This is a genomic window from Achromobacter spanius, assembly GCF_002966795.1.
Taxonomy (GTDB): Bacteria; Pseudomonadota; Gammaproteobacteria; order Burkholderiales; family Burkholderiaceae_B; genus Achromobacter; species Achromobacter spanius_D.
The window spans coordinates 2,797,988-2,815,000 of sequence record NZ_CP023270.1 but is presented as its reverse complement, the minus strand read 5'-3'; the positions used below and the strand labels follow the sequence as shown (position 1 = coordinate 2,815,000).

Genomic DNA, 17,013 nt, shown 5'->3' with positions numbered 1-17,013 from the left:
CCCACGCCTCATGTCCATCATCGAATTCACGCTTGCCGAAGGCAGCCCCTACATTGAAATCAACCAGCTGCTGAAGGCGACCGGCGTCGTGGACAGCGGCGGCGCCGGCAAGATGCTGGTGGCCGACGGCCAGGTCCGCGTCGGCGGCGTGGTCGAAACGCGCAAGACGGCCAAGATCCGCGATGGCCAGATCGTGACCTGTGGCGGCGTGCGCATCGTGGTTCGCGCCTTTGCCGGCGCCCCCGAAGACGACGGCGACAGCGCCTGATTTCCTGTTGATCCCCACACGCCGCGAGCTGCCATGAAATTCAAGATGTCCCAGAACTCCATCTTTGCCGTGCTGCTGCGCTCGCCCTGGTGGATGAGTGCCGGCGTAGCCGTGCTGCTCAGCGCCGGCGGCTTTGCCGCGCTGCCGCTGGAGTATGCCGCGATGGGCGTTTTTGCCGCGGTGCCGTTCGCCGTGATTTCCATCATGGCGGCCTACAAGCAGTTGCGCGCCCCGTCCGGCGCCCGCGTGCAGGCGGTGACCGAAACCGTTGCCGCCATGTCGTGGGCGGACTTTTCAAAGACCGTCGAGGCCGGTTTCCGGCGCGACGGCTGTGAGGTCGAGCGCCTGCAGGCGCCCGGCGCGGATTTCGCGCTGAGCAAGGACGGCCACGTGGCCATCGTCAGCGCCAAGCGCTGGAAGGCGGCAAGACACGGCGTGGAACCGCTGCGCGAACTGCAAGCCGTACGCGAAAAGCGCGGCGCGCGGGAAGCCATCTATGTCGCGCTGGGCGACGTGTCCGACAACGCCTTGCAATATGCCAAGGCGCAGGGCGTATCCCTGATGACCGCCCCGGAACTGACCAAGCTGCTGCGCGACCTGAAAGTCTGAAGACCGCCGGGCGGTTTCAGATCACCATCACCGAACTGGCCGCGATGACGCGCCATGCGCCGGACTCTGCACCGGACGCCACAGCGGGCGCCCACGTCCGCATGAAGCGGAACGTGCCGTTGGCCGGCACGCCGTTGTAGCTGCCCGCGATGCGGGCCAGCACCGACACCACCGCGCAATCGGCGCGCGGCAGGATGCACTGTTCGGACAGGTCCAGCGCGTGGATTTTCAGCAGCCCGCCGCGGTGCGCAGCCAGATCATCCTCGCGCGTGACCGTCCAGCCCATGTGATTGACGAACAGCAGGTCCGGATCCAGCAGCGCTTCCAGCGCGGCGATGTCCGAGGACAGCATGGCCTGGCGCAGCCGTTCCTCTGCGTCCTGGATGGCGGCGATGATCGAAGCGTGCATGGCGTGGGTTCCGGGAGTATCTTGGATTGAACACGCCCGCATTCTATTCGGTCACCCGGCGTCTTGCCTTGTTGCCAATGCCGCGCACGCTGCGTGCATGCATGCGCTTTAATGCACCTCTCGCCGGTTTGCGGCGACCCTGCTATTAACGAATTTCAACGATGACCTATCGCATCCTTGCCGACCTCGTGCTCGTCGTACACGGCCTGTTTGTCGCGTTCGTGGTGTTTGGCGGCTTGCTGACGCTGTGGAAACCGCGCATCGCGTTCTGGCATCTGCCCGCGCTGGCGTGGGGCGCGATGGTGATTGGGATGGGCTGGATCTGTCCGCTGACGCCGCTTGAAGTGTCATTGCGCGAACGCGCGGGGCAAGAAGGCTACGCGGGCGGCTTCATCGAGCACTATGTGCTGGGCATCATCTATCCCGAGGGCATCACCCGGTCCACGCAGATGCTGCTGGCGGCGTTGCTGATCGTGGGCAACCTCGTCGTCTACACCGTGTGGGCGCGCCGCCGGGCCGGCGAACGCCGCGCGGCCGCAGCGGCCCACAAATAGCGAGCCGCTGCGCGACCCGGCTACAGATTGCGCGCGATCACCAGGCGCTGGATGTCGCTGGTGCCTTCGTAGATCTGGCACACGCGCACGTCCCGGTAGATGCGCTCGACCGGAAAGTCCTTCAGGTAACCGTAGCCGCCCAGCGTCTGGATCGCCGCCGAGCAGACCTTTTCGGCCATCTCGGACGCAAACAGCTTGGCCATGGACGCCTCTGTCAGCGCGGGCCGGCCGGCTTCGCGCAAGGCCGCGGCGTGCAGCACCATCTGGCGGGCGGCGTGGATCTGCGTTGCCATGTCCGCCAGCCGGAACGACACGGCCTGGTGTTCGATGATGGCTTTGCCGAAGGCTTGGCGGTCGCGGGCGTAATCGCGCGCGCATTCAAAGGCCGCCCGCGCCATGCCCACCGACTGCGACGCAATGCCGATGCGCCCGCCTTCCAGGTTCGACAGCGCGATCTTGTAGCCCTCGCCTTCTTCGCCGAGCCGCCAGGCGGCCGGAATGCGCATGTCCTCGAAGGCAATCTGGCAGGTGTCGGACGCGTGCTGGCCGAGCTTGTCTTCCACCCGCAGCACCTTGTACCCCGGCGTATCGGTGGGCACGATGAACGCCGAGATGCCGCGCTTTCCCGCGTCGGGGTCGGTGACCGCGAACACGATGACCGTCTGCCCGTTGCGCCCGGACGTGATGAACTGCTTGGCGCCATTGAGGATGTAGTCGTCGCCATCGCGCCGCGCGCGGGTGTGCAGGCTGCTGGCGTCGGAGCCGGCCTGCGGCTCGGTCAGCGCGAACGCGCCGATATGCTCGCCGCGCGCCAGCGGCCGCAGGAACTGCGCCTTCTGGTCGTCGTTGCCGAACTTCAGGATGGGCATGCAGCCCACCGAGTTGTGCACGCTCATGATGGTGGAGCAGGCGCCGCTGCCCGCGGCGATTTCTTCCAGCGCCACCGCGTACGAGATATAGCCGCTGTCGTTGCCGTCCCAGGCTTCCGGCACCAGCATGCCGAAGAAACCGAGCTGCGCCATCTCGGCAATGGCGTCGGCGGGATAGTGGTGTTCGCGATCCCAGCGTTCGGCGTTGGGCGCCAGGCGTTCCTGCGCAAACCGGCGCGCCATCTCCTGGACGCTTTGCTGTTCGTCGGTCAAAAGCATGCTTGTCTCTCCTGGTGCGGCGCACCGGCGGGCGGGCCGCGGCGCGCGTTCTATGTGATGTGCGCGTTCTACGTGATGTGCATGACCGGCGCCGGGCGGGCGGCGCCGTGTGATTGCGAGAATACACCCGCGCGCCCCCCGAGCCCGAGGCGCGCCTCCCCATTCACGCCCGTGGCGCGTCCTGTTCGGCGCGCTGCTGCGCCGGTCCCATGGCGCGGCTCAGGTTGTAGGCCGTGTTGACCAGGCCGATATGCGAGAAACCCTGCGGAAAGTTGCCGACCAGCCGGCGCCGCACGACGTCGTACTCTTCCGCCAGCAGCCCCAGGTCGTTGCGCAGGGACAGCAGGCGGTCAAACAGCCGCTCGGCATCGCCCAGCCGGCCCTGCATCACGTAGGCGTCCGCCAGCCAGAAACTGCAGGCAAGAAAAACGCCCTCCTCGCCCTCCAGGCCGTCGTCGGTGTCCTCCACCGAATAGCGGCGCAGCAGGCCGCCGTGCATGAGTTCGCGTTCGATCGCGTGCACGGTGCCCGCCACGCGGGGGTCTGACGCCGGTAGAAAGCCCACCTGCGGAATCAGCAGCAGGCTCGCGTCCAGCGCCGGCGATCCGTAGCTCTGCACGAAGCAGCCGCGGGTGCGGTCGTAGCCGTGCTCGCAGATGTCCTTGTGGATGCGTTCGCGCAGCCGGCGCCAGGCATCCACCGGACCCTTCAAGCCCCAGCGTTCGCACGCCTTGACCGCCCGGTCGAACGCCACCCAGCACATCACGCGCGAATGCGTGAACGCGCGCCGTTCGCCCCGGACCTCCCAGATGCCGTGATCCAGTTCGCGCCAGCGCTGCTCCAGCGGCTTGAGCAGCACGTTCTGCAAGCGCCAGGCTTCGGCCAGCGGCGCCAGGTCCGCGACGCGCGCGGCGTAGAGCGTATCGATGAGTTCGCCGTAGATGTCGAGCTGGCTCTGCCCCGCCGCGCCATTGCCCCGGCGCACCGGCTGGCTGTCCTCGTAGCCGGGCAGCCAGGGAATCTCCAGCTCGGGCAGCCAGCGATCGCCGGCAATGCCATACATGATCTGCAACTGATCGGGGTGCCCGGCCACTGCGCGCAGCAGCCATTGGCGCCACGCCTCGGCCTCTTCGCGGTAGCCGGCGTTGAGCAAGGCGTACAGCGTCAGCGCCGAGTCGCGCAGCCAGCAATGGCGGTAGTCCCAATTGCGGCTGCCGCCCAGCGCTTCGGGCAGCGATGTTGTCGGCGCGGCGATGATCCCGCCGGTAGGCTGGAAGGTCAGCAGTTTCAGCGTGATCAGCGAGCGCACCACCGCGTCGCGGCGCCCGTCCCCCGGCCCGTCCCAGTGGCAGCGCTTGGCCCATTCCTGCCACCACGAGACGGTGCGGTCCATGCTTTCGACGCGGTCGGGCACGAACCGGGGCGTGCGGTGCGAGCGGTGATAGGACAGCGTGAAAGGCACGACGCGGCCCGGATGCAGCGAAAAGCGCGCCGTGGTCTTCATGTCATGGCCTTCGAGCTCGATGGGCGTATGCAGCTCGACCGCGTCCGGCCCCGCAATGGCGTTCAGCCCGTAATCGCGCCGCCGCACCCACGGCACGCTCTGGCCGTAGTTAAAGCGCAGGATGAGCTCCATGTCCATCTGCACGTGGCCGGACTCGCCGCGCACGATGCGCACCACGTCCACGCGTTCGTCGTCATCGCTGAGCGGCATGAAGTCGTACACCAGCACCGAGCCCGTGCGGGTCTCGAAACGGGTCTCCAGCACCGCCGTATCGGGCACGTAGCGGCGCGACGTGGCGCGGATCTTGCCGTGCGGCGCGATCAGCCAGCGCCCGTGACGCTGATCGCCCAGCAAGGCGGCAAAGCATGCGGGCGAATCGAAATGGGGCAGGCACAGCCAGTCGATCGAGCCGTCGCGCGCCACCAGCGCGGCCGACAGCATGTTGCCGATGAGTCCGTAGTCTTCCAGGGGTTTGGACATGCCGGCCTCAGCCCGCGCCGCGGAATTCGGGGTACAGCGTCATGCCGCCGTCCACGAAGAGCGTGGTGCCGGTGACGTAGTCGGATGCATCGCTTGCCAGCCACACGGCCGCCTGCGCGATGTCCTCGGGTTCGCCGATCCGGCCGTACGGGATGAGTTCCAGCAGCTTGGCCAGCGCCTGCGGCGTGTCCCACGCCGGCTGGTTGATCGCGGTGCGGATGGCGCCGGGCGCGATGGAGTTGACGCGGATGCGGTCGGGCGCCAGCTCCTGCGCCAGCGATTTCATCAGCAGCGAAATGCCGCCCTTGGACGCCGCGTAGTTCACCTGGAACGCCCACGGGATGACTTCGTGCACCGAGCTGATGAAGAGGATGTTGCCCACGGAACGATTCTGCCGGGCGGGATCGGGGGGTTGCGACTTGAAGGCCCGGGCCGCCGCCCGCGCGCACAGGAAGTGGCCGGTCAGATTGACGTCGATGACCCGCTGCCAATCCGCAAGCGTCATGTCGGCGATGGGCGACGGGTGCTCGACGCCCGCGTTGTTGACCAGGATGTCCACCCGGCCGAAATGCTGCACGGCCTGCTCGAACAGATGGTCGACGTCGGCTTCCCGGCTGATGTCCGCCGCGGCTGCGACCGCCGTGCCGCCGCTGCGCTGGATCGTTTCCACCACCGCCGCGCCCCGGGCCTGCGAGTCCCCGCCCGCCCGGTGGTTCACCACCACCCGCGCGCCCGCTTCGGCCAGGCCGATCGCGGTGGCGCGTCCGATGCCTGAAGACGCGCCTGTCACCACGGCCACGCGGCCGTTCAGGTCAGTCGTGTGCTGCATGCCAGTCTCCTTGGCGGCCGGCGCGTGTGGACGGCTGCCGGTGTAGAGGAATTCAGGGTAGTCCCGCGCGGGGGACCGGCGCAACCCGGCTCGGCGGCGGCGCAAGTTCCAGCAAGCGGCATTCCCCGTCGCCATCGCGAAGAACGCAACAACATAAGTTGCATAAGAACGCTTGCGCTCCTATCATGCAACTTATCAAGTATCGAAACCCCTGAGAGAGGATCGTTCCATGCACTATGACGTCATCATCATCGGCGGCAGCTTTGCCGGCCTTTCCGCCGCCATGCAACTGGCGCGCGCCCGCCGGAAGGTTCTGCTGGTGGATGCGGCGCGGCCCCGCAACCGCTATGCCGCCCACGCGCACGGGTTCCTGGGCCAGGACGGCGTGCCGCCGCACGAGATCGTGGCCGCCGCGCGAGCGCAACTTGCCCGCTATCCGACCGTTGCGTTTCTGGACGACGAGGCCATTGAAGCCCTGCCGCAGGACGGCGGCTTTGACGTCGCGATGGCCAGCGGCCAGCAGGTGCACGGCGCGCGCCTGATCCTGGCCACCGGCATGCGCGACGAACTGCCGCCGCTGCCCGGACTGCAAGAGCGCTGGGGCCAGACCGTGCTGCACTGCCCGTACTGCCATGGCTATGAAGTGGCCGGCAATCCGCTGGGCGTGCTGGCCGCGCATCCGATGTCGGCCCATCAGGCCATGATGCTGCCCGACTGGGGCCCGACCACGTATTTCACGCAGGCGCAGTTCGAACCGACGCCCGACGAAGCCCGGCATCTTGCCGCGCGCGGTGTCCACGTGGAGCGCACGCCCGTGGTCGCGCTGCTGGGCGAAGCGCCTGCGTTGGACGGCGTGGTGCTGGCCGATGGCCGCGAGCTGCCGCTGCGCGCGCTGTTCGTCGCCAGCCGGGCGCACATGGCCAGTCCGCTTGCCGAACAGCTGGGGTGCGCGTTCGACGAGGGGCCTCAGGGACCCGTCATCCGGGTGGACGAACTCAAGCAGACCACTGTGCCCGGCGTGTTCGCGGCGGGAGACGCATCCACGCCGATGTCCAATGCCACGCTGGCCAGCGCATCGGGCGTCATGGCGGGCGTGTGCGCGCACCGGTCGCTGGTGATGGCATAAGCGGTCTTCAGCCTGGGTCCAAGGCCGTGCATAATGGTGAGATTGGCGGCCCGGTCTCCGGCATGGAGCTCGGGCCGCAAGTTCATCCGACCATGCATCCAGGAGTAGCCGTGCTGGATCCCATCCTCGCCGAACTTTCGACCACCCTGCCCGCCGCCAAGTCGGTCGAGCAACTGACCCGCCCGCTGCTGGACATGCTGGGCGCCGTCACCGGACTCGAATCCACTTACCTGACCTCCATCGACCTGAAGGCCGATCTGCAGCACGTGCGCTACGCGCGCAACGTGGGGCAACTGCAGATTCCGGAAGGCCTGTCCGTGCCTTGGGATGACACGCTGTGCAAGCGCGCGCTGGACGAAGGCCGCATGTGCACCAGCGACGTCGCGCAGTGCTGGCCAGATTCGGACGCGGCCCGGCAGCTTGGCATACAGACCTACGTCAGTGCGCCCGTGCGCGCCGATGACGGCGCCCTGTACGGCACCCTGTGCGCGGCCAGCGCCCGGCGCCACGACATCAGCCCGCAGGCCGAAGCGGTGCTGAAGCTGTTTTCCAGCGTGATCGCCAGTTTCATCGAACGCGAAATGCTCGTTGAACAGTTGCACTCGGCCAATGTCAGGCTCATGTCCTATGCGCTGACCGACATGCTGACCGGCCTGCCCAACCGCCGCGCGGTTTTCGAGGCCCTGGACCGTCTGCTGGCGCGGGCCGTGCGCGAACAGGCCACCGTCCTGGTCGGTGTCATCGACCTGGATGGATTCAAGAGCATCAACGACACGTACGGCCACCAGGCGGGCGACATCTTCCTGCAGGAAACGTCACGGCGCATCGCCGCAGCGCTGCGGGGGTCGGACATGGTGGGACGCGTGGGCGGCGACGAATTCGTGCTGATCGGGCCCGGCCCCGCGCTGGCCCGCAAGCGGTCGGACACGGGCGGCATCACGCCGCAGGCCGAGGCCGAAGAAGCCGCGCGCGCGATGGAAGAGCGCATCCTGGCCGCCACGATGGGGCGATACAAACTGGGCGACACCACCGTTGCCTATGAAGGCGCCAGCACGGGTGTGGTGGCGCTGGATCCCGCCGGCCTGGACGCGGAGGCCGCCGTGCGGCTGGCCGATGCGCGCATGTATGAAATCAAGCATGCGCGCCGGGCGGCGCGCGTCATTCACTGATCGGGCGCGCGGCTATTGCAGCCGCGCCTTGAAGAATGCCGTCACCTGGGCGTTCAGCGCCTGATGGAATGCGCTTCGGTCAACGCCCGCCTCGTCGCGGCAAATGCCGGGTAGCGCTTCGGCCTGGTCGGCCGAGCACGGCGCCAGAAACACGTAATGGCCTGCGCCTGCGGCCATCTGGTAATCCGGCGCGGCGCCCAACCCTTGGCGCACCGCCTCGACGCTGGCCGGGCTGACGCCCTCACCGCCCCGCGCCGACACCCACAGCTGAATGGGCAGCGTGACGCGCTTGAGCGCGCCTTCTGAAAAGACATTGAGCGGATCGGCAATGACCGCCGCCTTGATGCGCGCGTCCGCCGGATACGGTTGCTGCGGCACCTTGCCCGCAGCGATGTCGCGGCACATCGGCAGCGACGGCTGGTCAGCGCAGATGGCCAGCCCCGCCGCCAGATCCGGCGCCGCGCCGGCCAGCACCAGGCCCGTATACCCGCCGCGCGAAAACCCGAAGAAGCCGATCTTTTCGGCATCAAGGCTGGCCTTGTCCGGCCACACGCCCGTCATGTAGTCGATCAGCCGGCGCATTTCGCGGGGCCGGGTCGAAAAAATCGACAGATAACCCTGCCGCGATTTGTCCAGCGCGTTGTCGCCCACGTGGTTGATCGCCGCGACCACGAAGCCCGCGTCGGCCAGCGCGGCCGCGGTGTCGTGGTGGCTGAGATACGAGCCCGCCGAGCCGTGCGACAGGACAATGAGCGGGTAGCGCCCTTCCGGCAGCTTGCAGCCCTGCACCCCTTGGATGGCGACGCGGCCCACCTTGATCTCGCCGGCGGGTTCCGCGCAAGGCGTCCAGACCGCGCCTTGCAGGCCGGGACCGTTCAGGTCCATGGGCAGATTCAGGCGCTGGAAGCCGGCGGCATTCGCAACGCCGGCAGCAAGTGCCAGGACGGCTGGAATCAGAACGTGCAGAAAGTTGAAGGCGAAGGTCATGCGGACGAGTTGAGGATAAGCGTTGAAATCGACGGGCCACGCGGGGTATCGGCAATACCAGTATTCGGGCTTGTCTTGTTGCCGTTTTCGGCCGGCACCAGAATGCCGCTTCGACATCCACGAGGCCCCAAGGTTTTACCCCATGCAGATCTCCTTATTGCACACCATCGACAGCAACCCGGCGGTTTTCGAGCAGGCGGCCCGCGACGCGGGACTGACAGCCGGCGCGCTGCGCCACGACGTGCGGCCGGCGCTCAGGATTGCCGTTGATCAGGCGCAGGCCACGGCCAGCGCAATACCCGACAGCCTGAAGGACGAGATCGAAGCGGCGTTGCAGACGTTGGCGGCCGGCGCGGACGCCGTGATTGTCACATGCGCCACGCTCGGTCCTGTCGTCGACGGCATCAAGGGCATACGCGTCCCCGTCATCCGCGCGGATGAGGCGCTGGCCGAAATCGCAGCCCGCGCAGGCACGCGCATCGTCGTGCTGTGCGCCGCGGAATCCGCCGTCGCGGCCAATCGCGTGATGTTCGAACGACATGCGCGGCCAGCAGGCGCCACGGTCGATGTGCGTTTGGTGCCCCAGACTTGGGATCTGTTCAAGCGCGGCGAGACGGCGGCATGTCTTGCCGCCGTCGCGCAAGCGGCCCGCGCCGCCTGGGAAGGCGGCGCGGACGTAGTGGCATTTGCACACCCCTGGATGGCGGGCGCCGCCAGCGCCTTGCCCGCGGAATTTCGGCCCCTGGATGGCGCCTCCGCGTCCTTGGCGATGGCGGCGCGGGTCACGCCTCGGGTGGCGTCGCGGGTGGCGTCGCGGGTGGTGTCGCAACGAGCGGCGCCCTAAGCCCGCCGCTTACCGCACCTTCCCCGCCTTCCACGCCGACAGCAACTGATCATAGGGAATCGTCTCGCCCTTGGGCTTCTCATTGGCGAGCTTTTTCCACGGCGCGTGCTGATCCGACAGCCACTTGCTCGGATCGCTCTTGGGATTGAGCTTGGGCGCGCACTGCGCCATGCCCGCCCGCTCAAGCCGCGCCATCACCTGATCCATTTCGTTGGCCAGGTTGTCCATGGCCGCCTGCGGGGTCTTTTCGCCCGTGACGGCCGTGGCGACGTTCTTCCACCAGAGCTGCGCCAGCTTCGGATAGTCGGGCACGTTGGTGCCGGTGGGCGTCCATGCCACGCGCGCCGGGCTGCGGTAGAACTCGATCAGGCCGCCGTAGTTGGCCGCATTCTTGGTGAAGAACTCGCTGTTGATGTCGCTGTCCCGGATGAAGGTCAGGCCGGTGATGGACTTCTTGAGCGACACCGACTTGGACGTGACGAACTGCGCATACAGCCAAGCCGCCGCCATCTTGTCGGGATTGGTGGACTTGAAGAAGGTCCACGAGCCCACGTCCTGGTAGCCGTTCTGCATGCCGTCCTTCCAGTAGGGGCCGTAAGGCGACGGCGCCATGCGCCACTTCGGCGTGCCGTCGTCGTTCACGACCGGCAGCCCCTTCTTGGTCATGTCGGCGGTGAAGGCCGTGTACCAGAAGATCTGCTGGGCGATCTGGCCCTGCGCTGGCACGGGGCCGGCTTCCGAGAAGGTCATGCCCATGGCCTGCTGCGGCGCAAACTTCTTCATCCAGTCGATGTATTTGGTCAGCGCGTACACGGCGGCCGGGCTGTTCGTGGCCCCGCCGCGAGACACCGACGCGCCGACCGGCGTGCACTTGTCGTCGGCCACGCGGATGCCCCACTCGTCGACCGGCATGCCGTTGGGCAGCCCCTTGTCGGCCGCGCCGGCCATCGACAGCCACGCATCGGTGAAACGCCAGCCGAGCGACGGGTCCTTCTTGCCGTAGTCCATGTGGCCGTAGACCCGCTTGCCATCGATCTCCTTGACGTCGTTCGAGAAGAACGTGGCAATGTCTTCGTACGCCGACCAGTTGGTGGGCACACCCAGGTCATAGCCGTACTTGGCCTTGAATTTTTCCTTCAGGTCCGGCCGCGCAAACCAGTCGGCGCGGAACCAGTACACGTTGGCGAACTGCTGGTCCGGCAACTGGTAAAGCTTGCCGTCGGGCGCCGTGGTGAACTTGGTGCCGATGAAGTCCTTCAGGTCCAGATTGGGGTTGGTCCAATCCTTGCCGGCGCCGGCCATGTAGTCGGACAGCGGCAGGATGGCGCCGTAACGGTAGTGGGTGCCGATCAGGTCGGAATCGGAGATCCAGCCGTCGTAGATGGACTTGCCGGACTGCATGGACGTTTGCAGCTTTTCGACGACGTCGCCTTCCTGGATGAGGTCGTGATTGACCTTGATGCCGGTGATTTCGGCAAAGGCCTTGGCCAGCACCTTGGACTCGTACTCGTGCGTGGTGATGGTCTCGGACACCACGCTGACTTCATTGACGCCCTTGGCCTTGAGCTTGGCCGCGGCGTCGATGAACCATTTCATTTCGGCCATCTGCTGTTCCTTGGACAGCGACGAAGGCTGGAACTCCGAATCGACCCACTTCTTTGCCTCCGGCTCGCCGGCCCAAGCCCCTGACGTTCCGATCAGGGCGATAGCGGCCGCCATGGCGTGCATGCGCAATTTCATGACCTGTCTCCTCGATAAGTCTTCCCCTATCGTGCTGCGGACCGCTGGCCGGGGAAGACGCTGGCCGATAGTCCTTTACCTGACTGCCCGAAACCAACGAAGGGTCTGGCGCCCTTCTCTCACCCTTTTTTCATGATGAACGCCAGCAGCAGCATGGACAGCACGAAGCTGATCCATACCGATGGCGGCTGATCCAGCGAAAACCACTCGACCGCCTTCTGGCCGAACCCCAGAAACGCCAGGTTGAGCCACGCCGCGGCCATGAGACCAATGAACAGCCGGTCGCCGCGCGTGGTGCGCAGGGGCAGAAACCCCTTGCGCTCCTGCGTAGGCGACTTCAGTTCCCAGATCGTCATGCCCACCAGCATCAGCACGATGCAGCTGAAGAACACGGCAACCGGGGTGGTCCAGACCATCCAGCTGAACATGAGTGCGTCCTCCTGTATGCCCGATGCCTACACGCGGCCCATCGCGAAGCCCTTCGCGATGTAGTGCCGCACGAACCAGATCACGATGCCGCCCGGCACGATGGTCAGCACGCCCGCGGCCGCCAGCACGCCCCAATCCATGCCGGAGGCCGATACGGTGCGCGTCATGGTCGCGACGATGGGCTTGGCGTTCACCGATGTCAGCGTGCGCGCCAGCAGCAGTTCCACCCAGCTGAACATGAAGCAGAAGAACGCCGCCACGCCCACGCCCGACTTGATGAGCGGCAGGAAGATCGTCAGGAAGAAGCGCGGGAACGAGTAGCCATCCACATAGGCGGTCTCGTCGATCTCGCGCGGCACGCCGGACATGAAGCCTTCCAGGATCCACACCGCCAGCGGCACGTTGAACACCAGGTGCGCCAGCGCCACCGCCAGGTGCGTGTCCATCAAGCCGAACGAGCTATAGAGCTGGAAGAACGGCAAGAGGAACACGGCGGGCGGCGTCATGCGGTTGGTGAGCAGCCAGAAGAACACGTGCTTGTCGCCGATGAACCGGTAGCGCGAGAACGCGTAGGCGGCCGGCAGCGCCACGGCCAGCGAGACGACCGTGTTGATGACCACATAGATCAGCGAATTGATATAGCCGGAATACCAGGCCGGATCGGTGAAGATGGTGCGGTAATGCTCGAACGTGAAGTCGCGCGGCCACAGGGTCAGCGTGCTGACGATCTCGGTGTTCGACTTGAACGACATGTTCAGCATCCAGTACAGCGGCAGGATGGCGAACACCAGATACAGCGTCAGGAAGGCGGCGCGCCACCAGGTGGTTTTCTCACGCATTGCCGCGCTCCTCGTCGAAACCGCCCGTGGTGCCCGCGCGCAGCATCCAGTTGTAAAGGATGAAGCACAAGAGCAGGATGATCAGGAAGTAGATGATCGAAAACGCCGCGGCCGGCCCCAGGTCGAACTGCCCGACCGCCTTCTGCGTCAGGTACTGCGACAGGAAGGTGGTGGCATTGCCCGGGCCGCCGCCGGTCAGCACAAAGGGCTCGGTGTAGATCATGAAGCTGTCCATGAACCGCAGCAGCACCGCGATCATCAGCACGCCGCGCATCTTGGGCAGCTGGATGTAGCGGAACACGGCAAAGCGCGAGGCGCCATCGATCCGCGCGGCCTGGTAGTAGGCGTCCGGGATGGCGCGCAGCCCCGCGTAGCACAGCAGCGCCACCAGCGGCGTCCAATGCCACACGTCCATCACCAGCACGGTGACCCAGGCGTCGAAGTCGTTGCCCGTGTAGTTGTAGTCCACGCCCAGCCATGACAGCGTGGCGCCTAGCAGGCCAATGTCGGTGCGGCCGAACACCTGCCAGATGGTGCCCACGACGTTCCACGGAATCAGCAGCGACAGTGCGATGATGACCAGCACGGCCGACGCGCGCCAGCCGCTGGCCGGCATCGACAGCGCCAGCAGGATGCCCAGCGGGATCTGGATGAGCAGCACCGCAAACGAAAACCCGATCTGCCGGAACAGCGCGCCGTGCAGCTCGTCGTCCTGCAGCACGGCGGCGAACCACTCCGTGCCGACGAACACGCGGCGCTCGGGCGAGATGATGTCCTGCACCGAGTAGTTGACGATGGTCATCAACGGCAGGATGGCCGAGAACGCCACGCACAGCACGACCGGCATGACCAGGAACCAGGCCCGGTGATCGGTGGGTTTCATCGGATCAGCTCCTCGTCGCGGTAGAAGCAGGTGTGGGGATTGAGCACGGTCAGCCACACCGTGGCGTCCTTGCCGCCGGCCACGACGTTGCTGCCCAGGCGGGCGCGCACCGGCGTGCCTTCAAAATCAGCCACCAGCAGCGTGTAGGTGCCCACGTCCTGCACGCGTTCCACGCGCATCGGCACGGCGCCGGCTGCGCCTGCATCGGCAACCCGAAGGTATTCGGGACGCACGCCCAGCTTGACGGGACCGGCGCCTTCCAGCTTGGCGGCCAGTTCGCCCGGCACGCCGTCCAGCCGGTGCTGGCCCACCATCAGCGCGCCATCGCGCCATTGGGCCGGCAGGAAGTTCATGCCCGGCGACCCGATGAAATGGCCCACGAAGGTGTGCGCGGGGCGTTCAAACAAATCATCCGCGCTGCCCACCTGCACGGCGCGGCCACGCGCCATCACCATGACCTGGTCGGCAAAGGTCAGCGCCTCGGTCTGGTCATGGGTCACGTAAATCAGCGTGAGCTTGAACTCGTGATGGATCTCCTTGAGCTTGCGGCGCAGCTCCCACTTGAGTTGCGGGTCGATAACGGTAAGCGGCTCGTCAAAGAGAATGGCGGACACGTCGCTGCGCACCAGGCCGCGGCCCAGCGAGATCTTCTGCTTGGCATCGGCCGTCAGCCCGCTGGCCCGGCGGTCCAGGACATTGGACATTTCCAGCATTTCGGCGATGCGGCCCACGCGCTCGCGGATGCGCTCGGGCGGCACGCCCCGGTTGCGCAGCGGAAACGCCAGGTTCTCGGCGACCGTCATGGTGTCGTACACCACCGGAAACTGGAACACCTGCGCGATGTTGCGCGCCTGCGGGGTCTTGTCGGTGACGTCCTGTCCGTCGAACAGGATGCGCCCATGCGAGGGCCGCAAGAGACCCGACACGCAATTGAGCAGCGTGGTCTTGCCGCAACCCGAAGGCCCGAGCAAGGCATAGGCCCCGCCGTCGCGGAAGGTGAACTGCAACGGCAAAAGCGCGTAGTCGTCGTCGGACTTGGGATGGGCGACGTACGAATGGGACAGGTCCAGCTCGATCTGCGCCATCAGGCCACCTCCCCCGCCCCCGCCGGCTGCCGGGGCGCCACGAGCAGCGCGCCGTCCGGGCCAAAGGCGTAGGTCTGCGCGGGGTCGAAATACAGCCGCACGTGCTCGTCCAGCGTGTAGCGGTGCACGCCGGGCAGTTGGGCGACCACGTCGCCGGCGGCCGTCTCGGCGTGCACGAAGGTGTCGGACCCGGAGATCTCGGCCAGCTTGACCCGGCCGGGCAGCTCGACGTGACCGGGCCGCGATTCCACATCCAGCGCGCCGGCACGCAGGCCGGCCGTGATCTCGGCGTCCCCGCCCGCCGGCAGCGCGCGATCCACCGCCACGTCGCCTTGCAGCACGAAACCGCCGTTGTGGCGCCGGGCGGCAAACAGATTCATGGGCGGGTCGCTGAAGGCGCGCGCCACGCGGATCGAATTGGGCCGGTGAAAGACCTCGGCCGTGGGGCCGTATTGCAGCAGCTCGCCCGCGTCGAGCACGGCGGTGTGGCCGCCCAGCAACAGGGCCTCGCCCGGTTCGGTGGTGGCGTAGACCACGGTCGAGCGTCCCAGCGCGAACAATTCCGACAGTTCGTCGCGCAATTCCTCGCGCAGCTTGTAGTCCAGGTTGACCAGCGGCTCGTCCAGCAGGATCAGCGGGGCATCCTTGACCAGCGCCCGCGCCAGCGCCACCCGCTGCTGCTGCCCGCCCGACAGCTCGGACGGATAGCGGTCCAGCAGATGGTCGATGTGCAGCCGCGCCGCCATGGCGTGGACTTTTTCACGCGTGTCGCGCTCGCCGCGCAGCTTGAGCGGCGAGGCGATGTTGTCGTAGACCGACATGGACGGATAGTTGATGAACTGCTGATAGACCATCGCCACGTTGCGCTGGCGGACCGGCACGCCGGTGACGTCGGCGCCATCTGCCAGCACGCGGCCTTCCGAGGGCCGGTCCAGCCCGGCCATGATGCGCATCAGCGAGGTCTTGCCGGCCAGGGTGGCCCCCAGCAGGACGGTCATGGCGCCCGGAACCGGGGCCAGGCTCATGGGATACAGGTGCATTTGCGAGCCGGCCCGCAAAGCTATCCCGTCCAAGGTCAGCTGCATCTAGTCTCCTCAACCTACTTATATGTCCCTGTTTTCTACGGACTTCGGTATTCGGCACAGCGTCCCAGCTAGTGCGCCCCCCGCATTCCCGCGCGGGCGCAACACGATGAGCATACTCTTTCAGATGGCTTTCGTTTTTTGTGCGTTTTACTGAAGAAGCGAACAAAAAACAATCTTGCGGTGCGTCATTATTTTTCGCTTTTGTTGTTTTATCATTCGATCATGACACTGAATCCACGACAGAGCGCGCTGATCGAAATGGTGCGGGCCCAGGGCTCGGCCTCGATCGAAGAACTCGCCAAACGCTTCGACGTCACGCTGCAGACCGTGCGGCGGGACGTCAACATCCTTTCCGAAGCCGGCCTGCTGTCGCGCTTTCATGGCGGGGTGCGCATCGAGGCGTCCACCATCGAGAACATTGCGTACCGCAAGCGCCAGGGCCTGCACGCCGCGGGCAAGCAACGCATCGCCGAAGCCGTGGCGCGCGCCGTGCCGGACGGCTGTTCGCTGATCCTGAACATCGGCACCACCACCGAGGCCATCGCGCGCGCGCTGCTGCGCCATCGCGGGCTGCGCGTCATCACGAACAACCTGCACGTGGCCGACATCCTGTCCGACAACCCGGATTGCGAAGTCATCGTCGCGGGCGGCGTGGTGCGCTCGCGCGACCGCGGCATCGTCGGCGAAGCCACGATGGATTTCATCCGCCAGTTCAAGGTCGACATCGGCCTGATCGGCATTTCGGGCATCGAGGCCGACGGCACCCTGCGCGATTACGACTTCCGCGAGGTGCGCGTGGCGCGCACGATCATCGAGCAGTCGCGCGAGGTCTGGCTGGCCGCCGACAGCAGCAAGTTCAAGCGCCAGGCCATGGTGGAACTGGCGCATATCTCGCAGATCGACCGCTTCTTCACCGATGCGCATCCGCAGGAACCGCTGGCCCAAGTGTTGCTGGATTCCGGCGTGCGTTGCGATGTCGCCGCCGCGCCGCACGCCCCCAAACCCACACCCTGACCCCGACCCGC

The 17,013-nt window shown here is 66.5% G+C and carries 18 protein-coding genes; 7 read left to right on the top strand and 11 right to left on the bottom strand.

Going from position 1 to position 17,013, the window contains the following annotated elements; genetic code table 11:
- Positions 1-10: 10 nt before the first annotated feature.
- On the top strand, positions 11-268 hold the full coding sequence (locus CLM73_RS12630; RefSeq protein ID WP_105238731.1) for an RNA-binding S4 domain-containing protein: 258 nt from the start codon (positions 11-13) through the stop codon (positions 266-268).
- Positions 269-301: 33 nt separating this feature from the next.
- Entirely contained in the window at positions 302-877 is a 576-nt protein-coding gene (locus CLM73_RS12625) for a restriction endonuclease (RefSeq protein WP_105238730.1), read from the top strand.
- A 16-nt stretch (positions 878-893) separates the two neighbouring features.
- On the opposite strand, the gene CLM73_RS12620 is transcribed toward CLM73_RS12625, so the two are convergent.
- Positions 894-1,286 carry a nuclear transport factor 2 family protein gene (locus CLM73_RS12620; RefSeq protein WP_105238729.1) on the bottom strand — a complete coding sequence of 131 codons (393 nt, stop codon included), beginning with the start codon at positions 1,284-1,286 and terminating at the stop codon, positions 894-896.
- A gap of 161 nt (positions 1,287-1,447) precedes the next feature.
- Between CLM73_RS12620 and CLM73_RS12615 the strand changes: the two genes are divergently transcribed.
- Positions 1,448-1,840 (top strand): DUF2784 domain-containing protein, encoded by a 393-nt coding sequence (locus CLM73_RS12615; protein ID WP_105238728.1) that lies wholly within the window; start codon positions 1,448-1,450, stop codon positions 1,838-1,840.
- Positions 1,841-1,860: 20 nt separating this feature from the next.
- On the opposite strand, the gene CLM73_RS12610 is transcribed toward CLM73_RS12615, so the two are convergent.
- The 3 genes from CLM73_RS12610 to CLM73_RS12600 form a co-directional block, all read right to left on the bottom strand.
- Complete coding sequence (locus tag CLM73_RS12610; protein ID WP_056560742.1) at positions 1,861-2,988, bottom strand: acyl-CoA dehydrogenase family protein; 1,128 nt, start codon at positions 2,986-2,988, stop codon at positions 1,861-1,863.
- A gap of 163 nt (positions 2,989-3,151) precedes the next feature.
- A complete protein-coding gene (locus CLM73_RS12605) occupies positions 3,152-4,972 on the bottom strand; it encodes a glycoside hydrolase family 15 protein (protein WP_105238727.1) in 1,821 nt (606 codons plus the stop codon).
- 7 nt (positions 4,973-4,979) lie between these two features.
- Positions 4,980-5,801: an SDR family oxidoreductase gene (locus CLM73_RS12600; RefSeq protein ID WP_105238726.1), complete on the bottom strand. Its 822-nt coding sequence runs from the start codon at positions 5,799-5,801 to the stop codon at positions 4,980-4,982.
- Positions 5,802-6,030: 229 nt separating this feature from the next.
- On the opposite strand from CLM73_RS12600, the gene CLM73_RS12595 reads away from it, so the two are divergent.
- Complete coding sequence (locus CLM73_RS12595; RefSeq protein ID WP_105238725.1) at positions 6,031-6,927, top strand: NAD(P)/FAD-dependent oxidoreductase; 897 nt, start codon at positions 6,031-6,033, stop codon at positions 6,925-6,927.
- Positions 6,928-7,040: 113 nt separating this feature from the next.
- Positions 7,041-8,096 (top strand): sensor domain-containing diguanylate cyclase, encoded by a 1,056-nt coding sequence (locus CLM73_RS12590; RefSeq protein WP_234015896.1) that lies wholly within the window; start codon positions 7,041-7,043, stop codon positions 8,094-8,096.
- Between the two features lie 12 nt (positions 8,097-8,108).
- Here CLM73_RS12590 and CLM73_RS12585 read toward each other — a convergent pair whose 3' ends face one another.
- Positions 8,109-9,083 carry an alpha/beta hydrolase family protein gene (locus tag CLM73_RS12585; RefSeq protein WP_105238723.1) on the bottom strand — a complete coding sequence of 325 codons (975 nt, stop codon included), beginning with the start codon at positions 9,081-9,083 and terminating at the stop codon, positions 8,109-8,111.
- A 142-nt stretch (positions 9,084-9,225) separates the two neighbouring features.
- Here CLM73_RS12585 and CLM73_RS12580 point away from each other — a divergent pair, with 142 nt between their 5' ends.
- Positions 9,226-9,927, top strand: a complete 702-nt coding sequence (locus tag CLM73_RS12580) for an aspartate/glutamate racemase family protein (RefSeq protein WP_105238722.1) — start codon at positions 9,226-9,228, stop codon at positions 9,925-9,927.
- A 9-nt stretch (positions 9,928-9,936) separates the two neighbouring features.
- Here CLM73_RS12580 and CLM73_RS12575 read toward each other — a convergent pair whose 3' ends face one another.
- The 6 genes from CLM73_RS12575 to CLM73_RS12550 form a co-directional block, all read right to left on the bottom strand.
- Positions 9,937-11,667: an ABC transporter substrate-binding protein gene (locus CLM73_RS12575; protein ID WP_056560723.1), complete on the bottom strand. Its 1,731-nt coding sequence runs from the start codon at positions 11,665-11,667 to the stop codon at positions 9,937-9,939.
- A gap of 119 nt (positions 11,668-11,786) precedes the next feature.
- A complete protein-coding gene (locus CLM73_RS12570) occupies positions 11,787-12,095 on the bottom strand; it encodes a DUF2160 domain-containing protein (RefSeq protein WP_056317261.1) in 309 nt (102 codons plus the stop codon).
- A gap of 27 nt (positions 12,096-12,122) precedes the next feature.
- On the bottom strand, positions 12,123-12,935 hold the full coding sequence (locus tag CLM73_RS12565; protein WP_056560717.1) for a carbohydrate ABC transporter permease: 813 nt from the start codon (positions 12,933-12,935) through the stop codon (positions 12,123-12,125).
- Positions 12,928-13,818, bottom strand: a complete 891-nt coding sequence (locus tag CLM73_RS12560) for a carbohydrate ABC transporter permease (RefSeq protein ID WP_105238721.1) — start codon at positions 13,816-13,818, stop codon at positions 12,928-12,930. Before CLM73_RS12560 ends, CLM73_RS12565 begins: the two co-directional genes overlap by 8 nt.
- The gene (locus CLM73_RS12555) at positions 13,815-14,903 is read right to left on the bottom strand and encodes an ABC transporter ATP-binding protein (protein ID WP_105238720.1); all 1,089 of its coding nucleotides are present in this window, start codon (positions 14,901-14,903) and stop codon (positions 13,815-13,817) included. The genes CLM73_RS12560 and CLM73_RS12555 overlap by 4 nt, the downstream gene beginning before the upstream one ends.
- Positions 14,903-15,988 carry an ABC transporter ATP-binding protein gene (locus tag CLM73_RS12550; RefSeq protein ID WP_105238719.1) on the bottom strand — a complete coding sequence of 362 codons (1,086 nt, stop codon included), beginning with the start codon at positions 15,986-15,988 and terminating at the stop codon, positions 14,903-14,905. The genes CLM73_RS12555 and CLM73_RS12550 overlap by 1 nt, the downstream gene beginning before the upstream one ends.
- A 222-nt stretch (positions 15,989-16,210) precedes the next feature.
- Between CLM73_RS12550 and CLM73_RS12545 the strand changes: the two genes are divergently transcribed.
- Complete coding sequence (locus CLM73_RS12545; RefSeq protein ID WP_199778289.1) at positions 16,211-17,002, top strand: DeoR/GlpR family DNA-binding transcription regulator; 792 nt, start codon at positions 16,211-16,213, stop codon at positions 17,000-17,002.
- The last annotated feature ends 11 nt before the right edge of the window (positions 17,003-17,013 follow it).